At 65.8% G+C, this 17,651-nt stretch carries 18 protein-coding genes; 7 read left to right on the forward strand and 11 right to left on the reverse strand.

The features are described from left to right. Positions 1-13 precede the first annotated feature (13 nt). Positions 14-985, reverse strand: a complete 972-nt coding sequence (locus MBR110_RS07010; RefSeq protein ID WP_059462767.1) for a potassium channel beta subunit family protein — start codon at positions 983-985, stop codon at positions 14-16. Between the two features lie 162 nt (positions 986-1,147). Here MBR110_RS07010 and MBR110_RS07015 point away from each other — a divergent pair, with 162 nt between their 5' ends. Continuing rightward, complete coding sequence (locus MBR110_RS07015; RefSeq protein ID WP_011885500.1) at positions 1,148-1,936, forward strand: 3-hydroxybutyrate dehydrogenase; 789 nt, start codon at positions 1,148-1,150, stop codon at positions 1,934-1,936. A 148-nt stretch (positions 1,937-2,084) separates the two neighbouring features. Here MBR110_RS07015 and MBR110_RS07020 read toward each other — a convergent pair whose 3' ends face one another. Next, positions 2,085-3,284, reverse strand: coding sequence for an amino acid aminotransferase (locus MBR110_RS07020; protein ID WP_014723338.1), 1,200 nt, complete (start codon positions 3,282-3,284; stop codon positions 2,085-2,087). Between the two features lie 258 nt (positions 3,285-3,542). Here MBR110_RS07020 and uvrB point away from each other — a divergent pair, with 258 nt between their 5' ends. The 5 genes from uvrB to MBR110_RS07045 all read left to right on the forward strand — a co-directional run bounded on the left by uvrB (position 3,543) and on the right by MBR110_RS07045 (position 9,100). Beyond that, complete coding sequence (uvrB, locus tag MBR110_RS07025) at positions 3,543-5,636, forward strand: excinuclease ABC subunit UvrB (RefSeq protein WP_011885498.1); 2,094 nt, start codon at positions 3,543-3,545, stop codon at positions 5,634-5,636. Between the two features lie 232 nt (positions 5,637-5,868). Continuing rightward, positions 5,869-6,420 carry an iron transporter gene (locus MBR110_RS07030; RefSeq protein ID WP_011885497.1) on the forward strand — a complete coding sequence of 184 codons (552 nt, stop codon included), beginning with the start codon at positions 5,869-5,871 and terminating at the stop codon, positions 6,418-6,420. Positions 6,421-6,473: 53 nt separating this feature from the next. Further along, positions 6,474-6,806, forward strand: coding sequence for a cupredoxin domain-containing protein (locus tag MBR110_RS07035; RefSeq protein ID WP_011885496.1), 333 nt, complete (start codon positions 6,474-6,476; stop codon positions 6,804-6,806). A 57-nt stretch (positions 6,807-6,863) separates the two neighbouring features. Further along, positions 6,864-7,706, forward strand: a complete 843-nt coding sequence (locus MBR110_RS07040) for an FTR1 family iron permease (RefSeq protein ID WP_011885495.1) — start codon at positions 6,864-6,866, stop codon at positions 7,704-7,706. Further along, positions 7,703-9,100, forward strand: coding sequence for a 4Fe-4S binding protein (locus MBR110_RS07045; RefSeq protein WP_059696514.1), 1,398 nt, complete (start codon positions 7,703-7,705; stop codon positions 9,098-9,100). The genes MBR110_RS07040 and MBR110_RS07045 overlap by 4 nt, the downstream gene beginning before the upstream one ends. A gap of 85 nt (positions 9,101-9,185) precedes the next feature. Here the strand turns inward: MBR110_RS07045 and MBR110_RS07050 are convergent, their stop codons facing one another. From MBR110_RS07050 to MBR110_RS07065, 4 genes are all read right to left on the reverse strand, one after another. Continuing rightward, positions 9,186-10,391, reverse strand: a complete 1,206-nt coding sequence (locus tag MBR110_RS07050; RefSeq protein ID WP_181709234.1) for an IS110 family transposase — start codon at positions 10,389-10,391, stop codon at positions 9,186-9,188. 479 nt (positions 10,392-10,870) lie between these two features. Continuing rightward, a complete protein-coding gene (hemP, locus tag MBR110_RS07055; protein WP_011885493.1) occupies positions 10,871-11,116 on the reverse strand; it encodes a hemin uptake protein HemP in 246 nt (81 codons plus the stop codon). 151 nt (positions 11,117-11,267) lie between these two features. Continuing rightward, complete coding sequence (locus tag MBR110_RS07060) at positions 11,268-11,750, reverse strand: SRPBCC family protein (protein WP_059734554.1); 483 nt, start codon at positions 11,748-11,750, stop codon at positions 11,268-11,270. Positions 11,751-11,850: 100 nt separating this feature from the next. Continuing rightward, on the reverse strand, positions 11,851-12,723 hold the full coding sequence (locus MBR110_RS07065) for a pirin family protein (RefSeq protein WP_059734553.1): 873 nt from the start codon (positions 12,721-12,723) through the stop codon (positions 11,851-11,853). 122 nt (positions 12,724-12,845) lie between these two features. Here MBR110_RS07065 and MBR110_RS07070 point away from each other — a divergent pair, with 122 nt between their 5' ends. After that, positions 12,846-13,829 (forward strand): LysR family transcriptional regulator, encoded by a 984-nt coding sequence (locus MBR110_RS07070; protein ID WP_014723335.1) that lies wholly within the window; start codon positions 12,846-12,848, stop codon positions 13,827-13,829. Positions 13,830-14,201: 372 nt separating this feature from the next. On the opposite strand, the gene MBR110_RS07075 is transcribed toward MBR110_RS07070, so the two are convergent. The 5 genes from MBR110_RS07075 to murI all read right to left on the reverse strand — a co-directional run bounded on the left by MBR110_RS07075 (position 14,202) and on the right by murI (position 17,649). Further along, a complete protein-coding gene (locus MBR110_RS07075) occupies positions 14,202-14,630 on the reverse strand; it encodes an ExbD/TolR family protein (RefSeq protein ID WP_011885489.1) in 429 nt (142 codons plus the stop codon). Positions 14,631-14,643: 13 nt separating this feature from the next. Further along, positions 14,644-15,375, reverse strand: a complete 732-nt coding sequence (locus MBR110_RS07080) for a MotA/TolQ/ExbB proton channel family protein (RefSeq protein WP_011885488.1) — start codon at positions 15,373-15,375, stop codon at positions 14,644-14,646. Positions 15,376-15,409: 34 nt separating this feature from the next. Next, on the reverse strand, positions 15,410-16,150 hold the full coding sequence (locus MBR110_RS07085; RefSeq protein WP_011885487.1) for an energy transducer TonB: 741 nt from the start codon (positions 16,148-16,150) through the stop codon (positions 15,410-15,412). 217 nt (positions 16,151-16,367) lie between these two features. After that, a complete protein-coding gene (locus tag MBR110_RS07090; RefSeq protein ID WP_011885486.1) occupies positions 16,368-16,604 on the reverse strand; it encodes a (2Fe-2S)-binding protein in 237 nt (78 codons plus the stop codon). A 184-nt stretch (positions 16,605-16,788) separates the two neighbouring features. Beyond that, positions 16,789-17,649: a glutamate racemase gene (gene murI / locus MBR110_RS07095; protein ID WP_046428678.1), complete on the reverse strand. Its 861-nt coding sequence runs from the start codon at positions 17,647-17,649 to the stop codon at positions 16,789-16,791. Between the last annotated feature and the right edge of the window lie 2 nt (positions 17,650-17,651).

The following is a 17,651-nucleotide window of genomic DNA, read 5'->3' on the forward strand; positions in this document are numbered from 1 at the left end:
CACGTGAGTCGCCTTACTCGTATGCGTCGCCGACGACGTCGTCGATGCGTTGCTTGAGCTCCGGCGTGAGCTTCGTCGCGACCTCGACGGCGCGCATGTTGTCGCCGATTTGCTCGAGCCGCGACGCCCCCGTAATGACCGAGCTCACGCGCGGATTCGCGAGCACCCATGCAATCGCCAGCTGCGCGGTGCTGCATCCGAGTTCCGCCGCGATGTCGCCGAGCCGCTCGACCACCTCGTTGCGAGCGCGGTCCGTGAGCCGCTCGCGCAGCCAGTCGTAGCCGTGCAGCTCGGCGCGGCTGCCCGGCGGCACGCCGTTGCGGTACTTGCCGGTGAGCAGGCCCGATGCCAGCGGGCTCCAGGTCGTCAGCCCGAGCCCGCAGTCGTCGTAGAGCCGCCCATATTCCTGCTCGACCCGCGTGCGATGAAACAGGTTGTATTGCGGTTGCTCGACCACCGGCTTGTGCAGATGATGGCGCTCGGCGATTTCATACGCGGCGCGGATGTCGTCGGCATTCCATTCGGAGGTGCCCCAATACAGCGCCTTGCCGCGCACGATCATGTCGCTCATCGCCCAGACGGTCTCCTCGATCGGCGTGTTCGGGTCCGGCCGATGGCAGTAGACGAGATCGACGTAGTCGAGCTGCAGCCGCCGCAGCGAGCCGTCGATCGCATTCAGCAGGTACTTGCGGTTCAGCGTGTGGTACTGATTCGGCGCTTCCGCGAGGCCCCAGAAGAACTTCGTCGACACGAGGTAACTGACGCGCGGCCAGCCGAGCGACTTGAGCGCCTGGCCCATGATCTCCTCGGATTTCCCACCCGCATAAACTTCCGCGTTGTCGAAGAAATTGACGCCGGCATCGCGCGCCGCTGCGAGACATTCGCGGGCCGCCCGCTGATCCACCTGATTGCCGTAGGTCACCCACGAGCCGAGCGACAGTTCGCTGATCTGCAGGCCGGAGCGGCCGAGCCGTCGATAGTGCATACCAACCTCCGCGAGTCGTAACCGACCTTAAGCTTAGGCGTTTTGCGCGCGAACGGCGGGACCGATCGTGCACAATAGCGGCTGGCTCGCCCGCACGGACAGGCTATGACGGCTGCTGCTGCGGCGCGCGATTTTTCGAACGGGTAACGTAAGGAGACGGACATGGCAGCAGACCTGAATGGCAAGACCGCAGTCGTCACGGGCGCCGCGAGCGGCATCGGCAAGGAAATCGCGCTGGAGCTGGCGAAGGCCGGCGCGGCCGTCGCGATCGCCGACCTGAACCAGGACGGCGCGAACGCGGTGGCCGACGAGATCAACAAGGCCGGCGGCAAGGCGATCGGCGTCGCGATGGACGTCACCAGCGAGGACGCGGTGAACAGCGGCATCGACAAGGTCGCCGAGACGTTCGGCTCGGTCGACATCCTGGTGTCGAACGCGGGCATCCAGATCGTCAACCCGATCGAGAACTACTCGTTCGCAGACTGGAAGAAGATGCAGGCGATTCACGTCGACGGCGCGTTCCTCACGACCAAGGCTGCGCTCAAGCACATGTACAAGGACGACCGCGGCGGCGTCGTGATCTACATGGGCTCGGTGCACTCGCACGAGGCGTCGCCGCTGAAGTCGGCATACGTGACGGCCAAGCATGGGCTGCTGGGGCTCGCGCGCGTGCTGGCCAAGGAAGGCGCGAAGCACAACGTGCGCTCGCATGTGGTGTGTCCGGGCTTCGTGCGCACGCCGCTGGTCGACAAGCAGATCCCGGAGCAGGCGAAGGAGCTCGGCATCAGCGAGGAAGAAGTGGTGAAGAAGGTGATGCTCGGCAACACGGTGGACGGCGTGTTCACGACGGTGCAGGACGTCGCGCAGACGGTGCTGTTCCTGTCGGCATTCCCGAGCGCCGCGCTCACCGGCCAGTCGTTCGTCGTCAGTCACGGCTGGTTCATGCAGTGACGTGGCGGCCGCCACGGCGCGGGCCGTAGCGGCGCTCTCGCGCGCAGCGCATATGCAACGGCACAAAAAACGCGCTCCATGGAGCGCGTTTTGCGTTTCGGCGCAGTCGGCAGCAGGCGGCGATGACGGCCGCCTTGCCGCCGCCGACTTACTTCAGCACCGCGGCGATGGCGTTCGCGACCGCGTCGAGGTTGCGCGTATTCAGCGCAGCCACGCAGATCCGGCCGGTGCCGACCGCGTAGATGCCGAATTCTTCGCGCAGACGATCGACTTGCGCCGACGTCAGCCCCGAATACGAGAACATCCCGCGTTGCGCGTTGATGAAGCTGAAGTCGCGCTCGACGCCGCTCGCCTTCAGGCGCTCGACGAGGCCGTTGCGCATCGCGCGGATGCGGTCGCGCATTTCGCCCAGTTCCTGCACCCACGATGCATGCAGTTCCGGCGATGCGAGCACCGCTGCGACGACGGCGCCGCCATGGGTCGGCGGGTTCGAGTAGTTGGTGCGGATCACGCGCTTGAGCTGCGACAGCACGCGCGTCGCTTCTTCCTTGCTCGACGTGATGATCGACAGCGCGCCGACGCGCTCGCCGTACAGCGAGAACGACTTCGAGAACGACGACGACACGAACGCGTTCAGGTCGGCGGCTGCGAACAGGCGCACGGCAGCCGCATCGGCGTCGATGCCGTCGCCGAAGCCTTGATACGCGATGTCGAGGAACGGCACGAGGTTGCGCGCCTTGACGACGTCGACGACCTGCTGCCATTGCGCTTCGGTCAGATCCACGCCGGTCGGGTTGTGGCAGCACGCATGCAGCACGACGATCGTGCCGGCCGCATAGCCGTTGAGCGCCGCCAGCATCGCTTCGAAGTTCACGCCGTGGGTCGCCGCGTCGTAGTACGGATATGCGACGACTTCGAAGCCGGCCGCTTCGAACAGCGCGCGGTGGTTTTCCCAGCTCGGATCGCTGATCGCGACCTTCACGTTCGGGTTCACGGTGCGCAGGAAATCGGCGCCGATCTTCAGCGCGCCCGTGCCGCCCAGCGCCTGCGCGGTGACCACGCGGCCTGCGGCGATCAGCGGCGAATCGTTGCCGAGCAGCAGCTTCTGCACGGCGGCGTCGTACGCGGCGATCCCGTCGATCGGCAGGTAACCGCGCGGCAGGCCCGCGTCGACACGCGCCTTCTCCGCTTCGCGAACCGCGCGCAGCAGCGGAATCTTGCCTTCTTCGTTCGTGTACACACCGACGCCGAGGTTGACCTTGGTCGGACGCGTATCGGCGTTGAAGGCTTCGTTCAGGCCCAGGATCGGGTCGCGGGGAGCAAGCTGGACAGCGGAGAAGAGCGACATGATGATTCGGCAGTAGTGAAAAGAGGGTCGGGCTTTCAGCCGGCGGGGCAGGCGCGGCGGACCGCGCGCCTGCGGCACGGCGCCGGAAAGCGCAGCAGCCCGATATTGTAGCGAATTCACGCTGGCCACGGCGGCGATTGCACCGCGTATCGCGATTTCGGACCCGGTTGGCGCGACCCCGCTCGTCAGGAGCCGTCAGCGGCCCGCGGCGCCGCGAAGCGCTAGAATGTTTTTTTGCCCACGCTCCGGCCGCACTCCATGTCCGAACATCACGCCGCAGTCGGCGACGCACTCGACGAATCGAAATTCGTGACCTTCGAAGGGTCGCCGTTCCAGCTGTACCAGCCGTATCCGCCCGCGGGCGACCAGCCGACCGCGATCGAGACGCTCGTGGAAGGCGTTCACGACGGGCTTTCGTTCCAGACGCTGCTCGGCGTGACCGGCTCGGGCAAGACCTTCACGATGGCCAACACGATCGCGCGGCTCGGCCGCCCGGCGATCGTGTTCGCGCCGAACAAGACGCTCGCGGCGCAGCTCTACGCCGAATTCCGCGAATTCTTCCCGCGCAACGCCGTCGAGTACTTCGTGTCGTACTACGACTATTACCAGCCGGAAGCGTACGTGCCGCAGCGCGACCTGTTCATCGAAAAGGACTCGTCGATCAACGAGCACATCGAGCAGATGCGGCTGTCGGCGACCAAGAGCCTGATGGAGCGCCGCGACGTGGTGATCGTCGCGACGGTGTCGGCGATCTACGGTATCGGCAACCCGTCCGAATATCACCAGATGATCCTGACGCTGCGCACCGGCGACAAGCTCGGCCAGCGCGACGTGATCGCGCGGCTGATCGCGATGCAGTACTCGCGCAACGAGCAGGACTTCCAGCGCGGCACGTTCCGCGTGCGCGGCGACACGATCGACATCTTCCCGGCCGAACATGCGGAGATGGCCGTGCGCGTCGAGCTGTTCGACGACGAGGTCGAGACGCTGCAACTGTTCGATCCGCTGACCGGCCGCGTGCGGCAGAAGATTCCGCGTTTCACCGTGTATCCGTCGTCGCACTACGTGACGCCGCGCGACACCGTGATGCGCGCGATCGAGACGATCAAGGACGAATTGCGCGAGCGCCTCGAGTTCTTCCACCGCGAAGGCAAGCTCGTCGAGGCGCAGCGGCTCGAGCAGCGCACGCGCTTCGACCTCGAGATGCTGCAGGAGCTGGGCTTCTGCAAGGGCATCGAGAACTACTCGCGGCACTTTTCCGGCGCGGCGCCCGGCGAGCCGCCGCCGACGCTCGTCGATTACCTGCCGCCCGACGCGCTGATGCTGCTCGACGAATCGCACGTGCTGATCGGCCAGCTGAACGGCATGTACAACGGCGACCGGGCGCGCAAGGAAAACCTCGTCAACTACGGCTTCCGGCTGCCGTCGGCGCTCGACAACCGGCCGCTCAAGTTCCCCGAGTTCGAGCGCAAGATGCGCCAGGTGGTGTTCGTATCCGCGACGCCGGCCGATTACGAGCAGCGCGTGACGGGCCAGATCGCCGAACAGGTCGTGCGCCCGACCGGGCTCGTCGATCCGGAGATCGAAGTGCGTCCGGCAAGCTCGCAGGTCGACGACGTGCTCACCGAGATCAACGCGCGCGTGAGCGCCGGCGAACGCGTGCTGATCACCGTGCTGACCAAGCGGATGGCCGAGCAGCTGACCGAATTCCTCGCCGATCACGGCGTGAAGGTGCGCTACCTGCACAGCGACATCGATACGGTCGAGCGCGTCGAGATCATCCGCGACCTGCGCCTCGGCACGTTCGACGTGCTGGTCGGCATCAACCTGCTGCGCGAGGGGCTCGACATTCCGGAAGTGTCGCTGGTCGCGATCCTCGACGCGGACAAGGAAGGCTTCCTGCGCGCGGAGCGCTCGCTGATCCAGACGATCGGCCGCGCGGCGCGCAACGTGAACGGCAAGGCGATCCTCTATGCCGACAACATGACCGAGTCGATGAAGCGCGCGATCGGCGAAACCGAGCGGCGTCGCGCGAAGCAGATCGCGCACAACGAGAAGATGGGCATCACGCCGCGCGGCGTCGTGAAGCGCATCAAGGACATCATCGACGGCGTGTACAACGCCGACGACGCACGCGCGGAGCTGAAGGAAGCGCAACAGCGCGCGAAGTTCGAGGACATGTCGGAAAAGCAGCTCGCGAAGGAAATCAAGCGGCTCGAAAAGCAGATGGCCGACTACGCGAAGAACCTCGAATTCGAAAAGGCCGCGGCGACCCGCGACCAGCTCGCGCTGCTGCGCGAGCGGGTGTTCGGCGCGAACGTGGGCGATCACGTGAATGGCGCGGGCCGGTAAATTCTTCTTCCTGACGTCTCTGAAATGCACCGAAACCTGTTGGTAACACCGTTGTAAGCCTTGTCGGATCAGGGGTTTACGCGGTGTCTCGTTTGTTCCGAAGCCGGTTCGGTGCTAAACTCCGCATGTATTGAGAATAGTTCGCATTAACGTTCTTCATTGCGTTAGTGTTCCTGGCGGACCCTCCGGGAGGACGGCCCGCCGCGTACCAGGCAAATAACAAGGAGTGTCCATGTTGGGTTCTTCGTTCATCCGCACGTCGGTTGCGGTAGCGGCGGCGCTTGCCGCGATGTCGGCCTCGGCGGCCGAGTACCCGATCGGCAAGCAGCAGATCCAGGGCGGCATGGAAATCGGCGCGGTGTATCTGCAGCCGATCACGATGGATCCGGAAGGGATGATGCGCAAGGCATCGGATTCCGACATCCACCTCGAGGCCGACATTCACGCGGTCAAGAACAACCCGACCGGCTTCGCGGAAGGCGACTGGATGCCGTACCTGCAGGTCACGTACAAGCTGACGAAGCAGGGCGACGCGAAGTGGAAGGCCGAAGGCGACCTGATGGGCATGGTCGCGAGCGACGGCCCGCACTACGGCGACAACGTGAAGCTGGCCGGCCCCGGCAAGTATCACCTGACGATGATCGTCAAGCCGCCGATGCAGTCCGGCCACATGGCGTTCGGCCGTCACGTCGACAAGGAAACGGGCGTGGGCGCGTGGTTCAAGCCGATCACGCTCGAATACGACTTCCCGTTCGCCGGCATCGGCAAGAAGGGCGGGTATTGACCGGTGGCATCACGGACGGCGCGCCCGCGCGCCGTCGACGTAGAGAACCCAGAATGAAATTTCCCCAGAAAATCGCCGCCGCAGCCGCCGCGCTGTGGCTCGCCGGCGCCGCGCATGCCGCAGATCTGCCGACCTTCAAGCTCGAGATGACGGACGGCAAGCTCAACCCGGCCCGCATCGAAGTGCCGGCCGGCCAGCGCTTCAAGATCGAGATCCGCAATACGGGCAAGGGCGCCGCCGAATTCGAGAGCGTGCAGTTGCGCAAGGAGAAGGTGCTCGCGCCGGGCGCCGATTCGTTCGTGGTGGTCGCGCCGCTGTCGCCGGGCGAGTACAAGTTTTTCGACGATTTCCACCAGCAGGCGCAGGGCGTGATCGTCGCGAAGTAATGCGTTTTATCTGATTGCGGGCATGCGAGTGCGTGGCCCGCGCGTCAGGAGGATTCAATGGGTCAGATCTTGTTCATCGTGTGGCGAGAGAGCGTCGAAGCGCTGCTCGTCGTCGGCATCCTCTATGCGTGGCTGAAGAACGGCGACGACGACGCGCGCCGCGGCCTGCCGTTTCTGTGGGCGGGCGTTGCCGTCGGGCTGCTGATGGCGGTCGGTCTCGGCGCCGCGCTCGTCGGCTTCACCGAAGTGCTGTCCGGCGACGCGCAGGATTACTTCCAGACCGCGATGGTGCTGATCGCGTGCGTGCTGATCGTGCAGATGGTGCTGTGGATGCGCCGGCACGGCCGCACGCTCAAGCGCGACATGGAGCAATCGTTGCAGCGCAGTACGCGCGACTCGAACTGGTGGGGCGTCGCGGTGCTGGTCGCACTCGCGATCGCGCGCGAAGGCAGCGAGACGGTGATTTTCCTGTACGGGCTCGGCTTCGGTCAGTCGGGGCATGTGGACGGCAGCCAGATGCTCGCGGTGCTGATCGGCCTCGGCCTCGCGTTCCTCACGTTCTATCTGCTGCAACTCGGCGGCAAGTACTTCTCGTGGCGGCATTTCTTCCGCGTCACCGAAGTGATGCTGCTGTTCCTCGGCGCCGGCCTGTTCCAGACCGGGGTCGACAAGCTGATCGACAAGGAGATCCTGCCGCTCGGCATCTCGCAGCTGTGGGATACGTCGGCGATTCTCGACGATTCGGGCACGTTCGGCTCGCTGGTGGCGACGCTGACCGGCTATCGCGCGCATCCGGCGCTGACCAACCTGATCGCCTATGCGGTGTACTGGGCCGTGGTGTGGCTGCTGATGAAGCGCGCGAGCCGTCGCCCGGCCGTTCCCGCGGGTCGCGCAGCATGAGTGTGGTCGCCGCAGCGAAGCCGGGCCGCCTCGCGCAGGTCGGCCAGTGGATGCAGCGCCACGGCGCGGTGATCCGCGGCATCCAGTGGGTCGTCGTCGCCGTCTATGCGTTCCTGATCATCGTGCCGGCCGTGCTGCCGTTGCCGGACGACTCCGCGCATCTGTGGAACAACCTCACGCTGATCGCGCAGTTCGTATTCTGGGGCATCTGGTGGCCGTTCGTGCTGCTGTCGATGGTGATGCTCGGCCGCGTCTGGTGCGGCGTGCTGTGCCCCGAAGGCGCGTTGACCGAATATGCGAGCAAGTTCGGCCGCGGCCGCGCGATTCCGCGCTGGATGCGGTGGGGCGGCTGGCCGTTCGTCGCGTTCGGGCTCACGACCATCTACGGGCAGATGGTCAGCGTCTACCAGTACCCGCTCGCGGTGCTGTTCGTGCTCGGCGGCTCGACCGTCGGCGCGATGGTGATCGGCCTGCTGTACGGCCGCGAAAAGCGCGTGTGGTGCAAGTACCTGTGTCCGGTGAACGGCGTGTTCGGTTTGCTGTCGCGGCTCGCGCCGATGCGCTACAAGGTCGACGAGGATGCGTGGCGCCGTTCGTACCGGAACGGCGAACACGGGCATCGCGTGATTCCGATCAACTGCGCGCCGCTGGTGCCGCTGCGCAACATGAAGGGCGCCGCCGGGTGCCATATGTGCGGCCGCTGCAGCGGCCATCGCGATGCGATCGCGCTGTCGTGGCGCGCGCCGTCTGACGAAGTCGTGAACCTCGGCGCGCAGCAGGCGAACCCGTGGGATACGGCGCTGATCCTGTACGGCCTGCTCGGCGTCGCGATCGGCGCGTTCCACTGGACCGTCAGCCCGTGGTTCGTGCAGATCAAGCAATGGCTCGCCGGCTGGCTGATCGATCGCGACATCACGTGGCCGCTCGAGACCAATGCACCGTGGTTCCTGCTCACGCACTATCCGGATCGCAACGACGTGTTCTCGTGGCTCGACGGCGGGCTGATCGTCAGCTACATCGTCGGCACGGGGCTCGTGTACGGCACCGCGCTGCTCCTGCTGCTGGCCGGCGCGACGCTGATGCTCGGCCGTTTCGACCGCGTGCGTCTGCATCATCTCGCGCAGGCGCTGATCCCGATCGCCGGAGCCGGCGTGTTTCTCGGCCTGTCGGCGACGACGCTGTCGCTGCTGCGGGCCGAACACGTGCCGCTCGACTGGGCGGCCGACGTGCGCATCGCGATCCTGGTGGCCGCGAACACGTGGAGCGCGTGGCTCGCATGGAAGGTCACGGGGCGCTATGCGCAAGGGCTGCGCCGCGTGGCCGCGTTCGCGTGGTTCGCGGTCGGCCTCGCGGTGGTCGATAGCGCGTGGTGGCTGATGTTCTGGGGATTCTGATGCGGCGTTGACGGCGTCGTCGCGGTGTAGTCTGCGATGCGTCTCGAGAGCACGTCGCGGCGGGGGGGTGCCCCTATGTGTTTCGTCAAGCGTTAGGGACTGACTTGGGTTGGTAAATGGTGCCGTCGCGCAGCATGGCGAACAGAACGTCGCAGCGTCGCCGCGCGAGCGCGATGAGCGCTTGGTTATGACGCTTGCCTTGCTGGATCTTGCGCGAGTAATAGGCCCGTGAGACTGGGTCCCGCAAGGCCGCGAAGGCGGATAGGAATAAGGCGCGCTTGAGCACCTTGTTGCCGCGTCTGGATGGATGTTCACCGCGTATCGATGAACCTGAGCGTCGGGTAACCGGCGCGAGGCCGGCGTAGGCCGCCAGATGCGCCGCCGAAGCGAACGCCTTATGAGCGACCTCGGTCAGGAGTCTGGCGGCGGTCCTGACGCCGACTCCCGGCATGCTGGTCAGGACCAGCCAAAGAGGGTGAGCAAGCACCAATCGCTCCACTTCGGCAGCGATCTCGTCGCGTTGCTTACGCAATGCCGCAAGCTGCTGGGCTAAACGGGGCATGACGATGGTGGCGGCTTGCGTGCCGGGCACGGTCACGGCTTGTTCGCTCAGTGCCTGAACGATTTCGGCCGCTAAGCCTTTGCCCATGCGCGGAGCGAGCTTGGTCAGGCGATTGGCGAGCGTCTTCTCGCTGGTGCCGGCAAGCGCGGCGGGCGACGGATAGCGCTCAAGCAGATCGAGTACCGCTGGATGGTCAAGGCGCGGTCCGAGAACACGCTCGAGCGCCGGATGGATCTGGGTAAGCAGCCCGCGAATGCGGTTGCTGGTTTGCGTGACCTGAGCGGCGAGGTCGTCATCGAAGCCGCAGAGCATGGTGAGTTCGGCGAGTTGCTCGTCGGCCAGTCGAAGCGAGCGCAGCGTATGCGGCATCGAGCGAGCGGCTGCGGCGATGATCGCGGCGTCGCGGGCATCGGTCTTGGCTTCGCCGGCGTGCAAATCAGCGATGCGGCGCATGGCCAGTCCGGGCAGATAGGCGACGAGTACGCCTTCGGCGCGGGCGACGGCTACAGGAAGCGCACCGATGGTGGAAGGCTGATCGACGACGAACAGCAGTCGACCGTGAGTCTTGAGTTCGGCGATGAGGGCGCGCAGCTTGGCCTCATCGTTGGGCAGTGCCTTGTTGTACAGGCGCTTACCGTTCCGATCGAGTGCCACGGCGTGATGGTGGCCCTTACCGACATCGACGCCGACAAAGACATCGACGGCGTCACGTTGTTGAGTGTCTTGCATCGAAGTTTATGCAGAGTGAACGGATTGGCCTGCAACAACGGTGGCAAGTCTCGGCATCCACGTTACGGACGGCGTCGGGATATCCCGGCCAAACCCCTATCAGCGATCACCAGCCACCCACCAGGCCCGGTGACAACACCCCCCGGATCATGACTGCGACTGGGGGCGAGAATCATGCCGGGCCTGGCTGGCCATAGCCCCGATTATCGGGGCGTGAAGATAGTAACGGGGGCGCATCGCGGCGCAGTAGCCGGCATTGCCCATTCGCCTGCGTTTTCTCTGGCGCACAAATGAAAAGCGACACGTCCTTCGACGTGTCGCTTTTTTGTTGCCTGTGCGAGAACCAAAAAAGTGGCTTGGCTTGCTGCAACGGCTGCTTGAGTAGGTTTGCACGAAGGGGTCTAGATCTCGCGTGCAAGCCGTTGCGCTGGCTAATGCCCAACACCTCTCAGGGAGGTGGTCCCCACAATACCCGGTTGCTACTTCGTCAGGATCAACTTGCCGAGCCGCGTGGCGCGAAGCTGATACGTCTCACCGTTATGCGCGATGCTGATGTGGCTGTGGCCTTGCAGCAGCGCGTCGCTGTTCAGCGTGCGCGTGCCGCTGTCGCGGCTTGCCGCAGGCTTCGCGGACGTCGTGACCGCTGCCGTCTTCGGACGGTTGCCGCTTGCGGCGCCAGTGGTTCGGCGCAAGGTCAGCGTGGTCGGGCGCATGGTGTCGGTCATTCGGTTGATCGGTGACTGTCGATACGATGGAATGAATTCTAAATGATAATCATTCCCATTGAAAAGAACTCTTTCGCGATCGGGAAGGGTCGCTCGATAGACAAAGCCAAAGAGGCGGCCCGCAGGCCGCCGCGCTCGATGAGCCGGTGAATCAGTGAAGCGGGTCGGGCGCCTTGCGGCCCTGCGCGTACTCGCGGATCAGGCGCACGGTGTCGATATCCGACGTGCGATACGCTTCCTTCACGATGCCGTGCGTCTGACGCGCTTCCTCGCTGTCGTCGGAGACGGTCAGCGTCGTCCGGTATTCGAAACGCAGGAATAACTCGCGATCGTCGCGTTCTTCGATCGTCATCGTCAGCGAGCCGCCGATTTCGCCGGTGGCCGCATGGATGTCGTAGCGCACCTGCTGATACGGCGTGAACGTCACGCGGTCGCGCACGGTCGCGTGGCCGTAGTGCAGTTCGCGCTCCAGCGTGGTTTCCGTGCGCTCGTGGACGACACAGCTGTCGAGGCCGATCACGAACAGCTGCGGCTGTTCGGCACGCAGCACGAGGCCTTCCCACAACTGGTCGCGGGTCAGGGACGGCACGGCCGGATCGTCGGAGTTGATCTGGATCAGATGTTCGAAGTTCAAGGGGACGGGTTCCTTCTGGTGGCCGGCGGCCACGTGGTTCAAGAAGTTATTGTGACGCAAAACGAATCGCTTCGCGGCGCCTGCGGCCCGTCGCGCGGCGTCACGCGTGAATCGTGCCCATCCGGCCCGTCTGGTAATCGACGACGGCCTGGCGGATCTCTTCTTCGGTGTTCATCACGAACGGGCCGTAGCGCACGATCGGCTCGTTGAGCGGGACGCCGCCGATCAGCAGCAGCTCGAGCGGCGTGTCGCCGGCCTCGAATGTGACCGCGTCGCCGTCGTCGCCGTAGACGATCATGTGCCGCGCCTCGACCGGCCGCCGCTCGGGGCCGTAGCGGCCCGTGCCTTCGAGCGCATAGGCGAACACGCGATAGCCTGCCGGCACCGGCTGCGCGACGGTGGCGCCCGGTTGCAGCGTGAAATGCTGATACAGGATCGGCGTGCGCGTTTCGATCGCCGCGCGCACGCCGAGCGCTTCGCCGGCGATCACGCGCACTTCCACACGACCGTCCGGCGACTTCGCGCGCGGAATGCGATCTGCGGCGATTTCCTGGTAGCGCGGCGCGATCAGCTTGTCGCGCCGTGGCAGATTGACCCACAGCTGGAAGCCGTGCGAGCGCCCGCCCGTCTGCGCGAACGCGGGGTCCGGCATTTCGCTGTGGACGACGCCGGCGCCGGCGGTCATCCACTGCACGTCGCCGGGCCCGAGCGTGCCGGCATGGCCGGCCGAATCGCGGTGGCGAAAGCGCCCGTCGAGCACGTACGTGACGGTTTCGAAGCCGCGATGCGGATGGTCGGGCGCGCCCTTGGCCTCGCCGGGCGCGTAGTCGACGGGCCCCATCTCGTCGAGCAAGAGGAACGGATCGAAATCCATCAGCAGGCGCGTCGGGAACGGGCGGTGGACCACGAAGCCGCCGCCTTCGGTCGTGCGAAGCGCGGGGTAGGTGCGGTCGAGCGAACGAGCGGTCGTCATGCAGTAGCCCTCGGTGATATCGGAATAGCGTTATTTTTGAAACATGGCGCTATTATATTGGGCGTTTTCCGGTCCGATTTGCGGTGCTCCGCAATGGATTGTTCTGAAATTGGAACGATGACATGAACATCGATGCACACAACCTGAACGACCTCATGTACTTCTCGCAGGTCGTCGAGCATGGCGGCTTCTCGGCCGCGGAACGCGTGCTCGGTATCTCCAAATCGCGCCTGTCGCGACGGCTGACGGAACTCGAGGCCGCGCTCGGCGTGCGGCTGCTGCAGCGTTCGACGCGCAAGCTCGCGCTGACCGAGGCCGGCGAGCTGTTCTACCAGCATTGTCAGGCCATGCTGGCCGAAGCGCAGGCGGCGATGAACGCGGTGCAGCAACTGCGCGCGTCGCCGCGCGGGTCGGTGCGCGTGAGCGTGCCCGTCACGCTGTCGCAGACGATGCTGTCGCGCATCCTCCCCGAATTCCTGCACCGCTATCCGGAGGTGAAGGTGCACATCCGCGTGACGAATCGCGTGATCGACCTGTTCGAGGATTCGATCGACGTCGCGTTGCGCGTGCGCTCGGAGCCGCCGCAGAACGCGAATATCGTCGTGCGGCCGTTGTGGCGCACCGAGCAGATGCTGGTCGGCGCGCCGAGCCTGCTCAGCCAGCACGCGCCGCCGCTCGTGCCGGCCGATCTCGCGCGCTTCGAGACGCTCGATACGCCGAGCGTGGACGGGCGGCACGTGTTCACGCTGATCGCGCCGGACGGCACGCGCCACCTGCACGAACACGACCCGCGGCTCGTCACGGCCGACCTGATGACGATCCGCGAGGCCGTGCTCGACGGCCTCGGCATCGCGGCGTTGCCCGAGATGATGTACGGCAATGCGTTGCGCGCCGGGCAGCTGTCGCCGGTGATGCCGGGCTGGACGCTGCCGGTGCCGCAACTCTATGCGGTGTTCGTGTCGCGGCAGGGCATGCCGCCGGCGGTGCGCGCTTTCGTCGACTACCTGGTGGAGAAGCTCGACCACGGCGAATACAAGCAGCCCGGTTGCCCCGAACGTGCGAAGCAGGAAGCGGCAGCGGCGGCCGCCGCCGTTACGGCCCAGTGAAGCCAGCGCGCCGCGCGCCGGCAAATTTGTTTTGTCATTGAAGCGCGGGCTGCAATCGCAAAGTTCAATCGGCGGGTTCTTGAATGCGTGCGCGGGCCGGCCTATATTGAAATCCCATTTCGCGAAGGAGGTTCTGAGCGGAATCCGGTGGCCGCATATGTTGCGAGCCAGATAGGGCAGAGAAGCGCAGTCCGTGCAGACCACGGTAGCCGCATTTGCGTTGCTCGAGGCGTAACCGATACCGCCGAAGAGCCCGCCGCCCGAAGGCGCCCGCGTGCGCATGAAAAAAGGCCTTCATCTGGCGATGAAGGCCTTTTACTTTGTGGCGGACCAGTCAGGTACGGGCGCGCGTGCCGGCCCGCGCGCGCCGCGTCACTTCGCTTTGGCGGCCGGCACCGTCACGAAGCCGAGTTTCGTCAGGCCGCCGGCCTGCGCATCGGACATCACTTCGGCCACCCGTTCGTAGGCCACCTTGCGATCGGCGCGCAGATGCAGCTCCGGCTGCGGCTGATGCTTCGCCGCTTCCGCGATATGCGCCTGCAATTGCTCGCGCGTGACCGTCTGGTCGTTCCACAGGATCGTGCCGTTGCCCTGGATCGCGACGTCGACCGTCTGCGGCTTTTCGTCGACGGGCTGGCTGCTCGCGTGCGGCAGGTCGATCTTCACCGCGTGCTGCATGGCCGGGATCGTCACGAGGAAAATGATCAGCAGAACGAGCATCACGTCGACGAGCGGCGTCATGTTGATCTCGCTCATCACGCCATCGTCGTCGTCGTCGCTGAAGCCGGTGTTCATTGCCATGGTCGACCTCGTCTCAGCTTGCGCGCGTCGCGAGGCGCAGGCCGTCGCGCGGCGACGACGAGGCGAGGCGCGCGCCCGTCACGAAGTACGCGTGCAGCCCGTGTGCGAAGCGGCGCAGCTTGCTGGCGATACCCTTGTTCGCGCGCGTCAGCGCGTTGTAGCCGAGCACCGCCGGAATCGCGACGAACAGGCCGAAGGCCGTCATGATCAGCGATTCGCCGACCGGGCCCGCGACCTGGTCGATCGACGTCTGGCCGGTCGCGCCGATCGCGAGCAGCGCGTGATAGATGCCCCACACCGTGCCGAACAGGCCGACGAACGGCGCCGTGCTGCCGATCGACGCGAGAATCGCGAGGCCGGCCTGCATCCGCGAAATGCCTTCGTCCATCGTGTCCTTCAGGCAGCGCGTGACCCAGTCCGACACGTCCATGCGGTCGTGCAGGTGCGGCTGCGTCTGATGGTGGTGGTCGGCCGCTTCCTTGCCCGACAGCGCGAGCGCGAGGAACGGGTTGTCGCCCGGCGTCGATGCGGTGAGACCGAGCTTCTTGATGCCGTCGTCGAAGTCGTCCGAATGCCAGAACGCCTGCTCGGCATTCTTCGTCAGCCGGTTCAGGCGAATCACGTTCCAGCCCTTGACGACGATCACGATCCACGACAGGACCGACATCACGAGCAGCGTGATCGCGATGGCGCGTGTGACGAAATCACCTTGCGCCCAGACGTGCGCGATACCGTAGCTTTGCATTTTTGTTTCCTTTGAATCTTCCGGATAAGGCAGGTTAGTCGGTGAGCCCGAAGTTGTAGGGCTGTGTGCGGGCGGCGCGGATCGCCTGCCCGTTCTCGATGTAGGGGCGGCAGGTCGTCGCGCGCATCGCGTCGAGGGCGGCATCGTCGAGGCGCGGATAGCCGCTGCTCTTCTGCAGTTCGACGCTTTCGATCTTGCCGGTCACGCCGACCACGAAATGAACATAGGCGGTACCCGCTTCGCCGCGACGACGCGACATCGACGGATAGTCGGGCTTCACGAAGTTGCACTGTAGCGCCGCCACGTTCTTCGGCGCGCTGACCTGCATCGTTTCGCGGGCGGGAGCCGGCGTCGCGGCCGGTGCCGCCGGTGCCACGGCCGCGGGCGCTGCCGGTGCGGGCGTCGGGTCGGCTGCCGGGGCAGGCGTCGGCGACGGCGCGGGCGACGGTGCGAGCGGCTGCGGCGTCGGCTTCGCCGCCTTCTGCACGGGCTTCGGTTCGGCCTTCGGCTTCACGCGCGGCACGGGCTTCGGCGGCGCGGGCTGCGCGATCGATTCGGCGGCGACCTGCTGTGCGATCGGCTCCGGCGGGATGAGCTGCGCGGTGATCGACTGGACTTCGACGGATTTCGGCGGTGGCGCGCTGCGATGGAGCCACGCGGCCGTCAGCATGAGCGCGTGTGCGGCGAGCACACCGATCGCGACGGTGATGACCCGGGGATTCATACGTGATGCAGCCGGCATGATGCCGGCAGGAGCGGATTGCGAAGCCTGCATGTTAGCTTGAAAGAACGATGTCGCACCCTGAGCGCGGCGGGCGGGGCGGCATCATTTGCGGAAGATCAGCAGCGAGATGCACACGGTAGTCACGAATCCGATCAGCAATTCCATCACAGGCTCCTTCGCAGGTAAGCCGCTGGCTCGCACGGACGGTGGCTGGCTGACGGTCGAAACAAAAAATGCGGCCGCGGCCGCATGCGCATACCGGCGCCGCTCAGGCGGCCTTGCGATCGTAGAACGTCACCGGGATCGGGTGAGCGTGGTGTTCGACACCGCACCGGCTCGCACAGACGCCTTGCTCGGCCATCAGGTCGCGTACGGACTCCTCGCACTTGCCGCAGCACGTGGCCACGCCGAGTTCGAACTGGAGTTCATCGAAAGAGCTCACGCCCTCGGCGAGGGACGCGCGGATCTTGCGATCGGAGACGGACTTGCACACGCAGACGATCATGATGAGTTGCGATAGCTAACGGTAATGCGAATTATTATCATTAAATTTATGCGGGTTGACAAGGGCGGTGCGGGCTTTTTTTAAGACCATCGGACCCCTCAAACGCGCGGCGTGGCGGCGTGCGTAGGCAGCAGGAGGCGGGAAGCAGGCAGGAAGCGGAAACCGACGGACAGCCGCGGGTGCGTCAAACGGTCGCGCAGTCGCGCGCGTTCGGTGACGCAATGGTGACGGTCTCGACGGGCACGTCGAGGCCAAGCAGCGTCGACGCCAGTGCGCGCAATTGCACGCCGTCGCTGGTCGAGCAGAAGCGTGGCGGCGCGGCAGGCGCGCCGGCCGGCGCGCGCAGCCCGCGCTCGTCGAGCACGCGGGCGAGTTGCCGCGCGATCGCGTCGCTCGTGTCGACGATCGTCAGGCGATCGCCGACGAGGTCGCGAATCGCCGCCGTGAAGAACGGGTAATGCGTGCAGCCGAGCACGAGCGTGTCGGCGCCCGCGTCGATCATCGGTTGCAGGTAGCGTTCGAGCAACGCGCGCAAGGCGGGGGAGTTCGTGTCGCCGCGCTCGATCGCCTCGACGAGCCCGTGGCCCGGCTGGCAGATGAAGCGTCGGCCGGCGCCGTAGCGATCGAGCAGCGCCTGAAAGCGCGGGCTGTTCAGCGTCGATTGGGTGGCAAGCACGCCGGCGACGCCGGTCGCGGACACCGCGGCGGCCGGCTTGATGCCCGGCTCGACGCCGACGAGCGGGATCGACAGCCGTTCGCGGACGGCCGCGATCGCGCGTGCCGTGGCTGTATTGCATGCGACGACGAGCGCTTTCGCTCCGTCGCGCGCGAGCCATTCGCAGATCGCCAGCGTGCGCTCCGTGATGAACGCCTCGTCGCGCGGGCCGTACGGCGCATGGCGCGAGTCGGCGACGTAGACGAACGATTCGCCGGGCAGCTGCGCGCGCACGGCGCGCAGCACCGACAGCCCGCCGAGCCCCGAATCGAAGATGCCGATCGGCGCGGTGGGGCGGGCTGCGGAAGCGGTGGAACGGTTCGTCGTCATGC

Origin of the sequence: Burkholderia sp. MBR-1, assembly GCF_013822785.1 — a bacterium.
GTDB classification, from domain to species: Bacteria; Pseudomonadota; Gammaproteobacteria; order Burkholderiales; family Burkholderiaceae; genus Burkholderia; species Burkholderia vietnamiensis.

Coding starts and splice junctions, on each gene's coding strand:
- MBR110_RS07045 (WP_059696514.1), top strand. CDS start 7,703: ATGAGTGTGGTCGCCGCAGCGAAGCCGGGCCGCCTCGCGCAGGTCGGC.
- MBR110_RS07065 (WP_059734553.1), bottom strand. CDS start 12,723: ATGACGACCGCTCGTTCGCTCGACCGCACCTACCCCGCGCTTCGCACG.
- MBR110_RS07080 (WP_011885488.1), bottom strand. CDS start 15,375: ATGCAAAGCTACGGTATCGCGCACGTCTGGGCGCAAGGTGATTTCGTC.
- MBR110_RS07010 (WP_059462767.1), bottom strand. CDS start 985: ATGCACTATCGACGGCTCGGCCGCTCCGGCCTGCAGATCAGCGAACTG.
- MBR110_RS07070 (WP_014723335.1), top strand. CDS start 12,846: ATGAACATCGATGCACACAACCTGAACGACCTCATGTACTTCTCGCAG.
- MBR110_RS07035 (WP_011885496.1), top strand. CDS start 6,474: ATGAAATTTCCCCAGAAAATCGCCGCCGCAGCCGCCGCGCTGTGGCTC.
- MBR110_RS07030 (WP_011885497.1), top strand. CDS start 5,869: ATGTTGGGTTCTTCGTTCATCCGCACGTCGGTTGCGGTAGCGGCGGCG.
- MBR110_RS07050 (WP_181709234.1), bottom strand. CDS start 10,391: ATGCAAGACACTCAACAACGTGACGCCGTCGATGTCTTTGTCGGCGTC.
- MBR110_RS07040 (WP_011885495.1), top strand. CDS start 6,864: ATGGGTCAGATCTTGTTCATCGTGTGGCGAGAGAGCGTCGAAGCGCTG.
- MBR110_RS07020 (WP_014723338.1), bottom strand. CDS start 3,284: ATGTCGCTCTTCTCCGCTGTCCAGCTTGCTCCCCGCGACCCGATCCTG.
- uvrB (WP_011885498.1), top strand. CDS start 3,543: ATGTCCGAACATCACGCCGCAGTCGGCGACGCACTCGACGAATCGAAA.
- MBR110_RS07075 (WP_011885489.1), bottom strand. CDS start 14,630: ATGGCAATGAACACCGGCTTCAGCGACGACGACGACGATGGCGTGATG.
- murI (WP_046428678.1), bottom strand. CDS start 17,649: ATGACGACGAACCGTTCCACCGCTTCCGCAGCCCGCCCCACCGCGCCG.
- MBR110_RS07015 (WP_011885500.1), top strand. CDS start 1,148: ATGGCAGCAGACCTGAATGGCAAGACCGCAGTCGTCACGGGCGCCGCG.
- hemP (WP_011885493.1), bottom strand. CDS start 11,116: ATGACCGACACCATGCGCCCGACCACGCTGACCTTGCGCCGAACCACT.
- MBR110_RS07090 (WP_011885486.1), bottom strand. CDS start 16,604: ATGATCGTCTGCGTGTGCAAGTCCGTCTCCGATCGCAAGATCCGCGCG.
- MBR110_RS07085 (WP_011885487.1), bottom strand. CDS start 16,150: ATGCAGGCTTCGCAATCCGCTCCTGCCGGCATCATGCCGGCTGCATCA.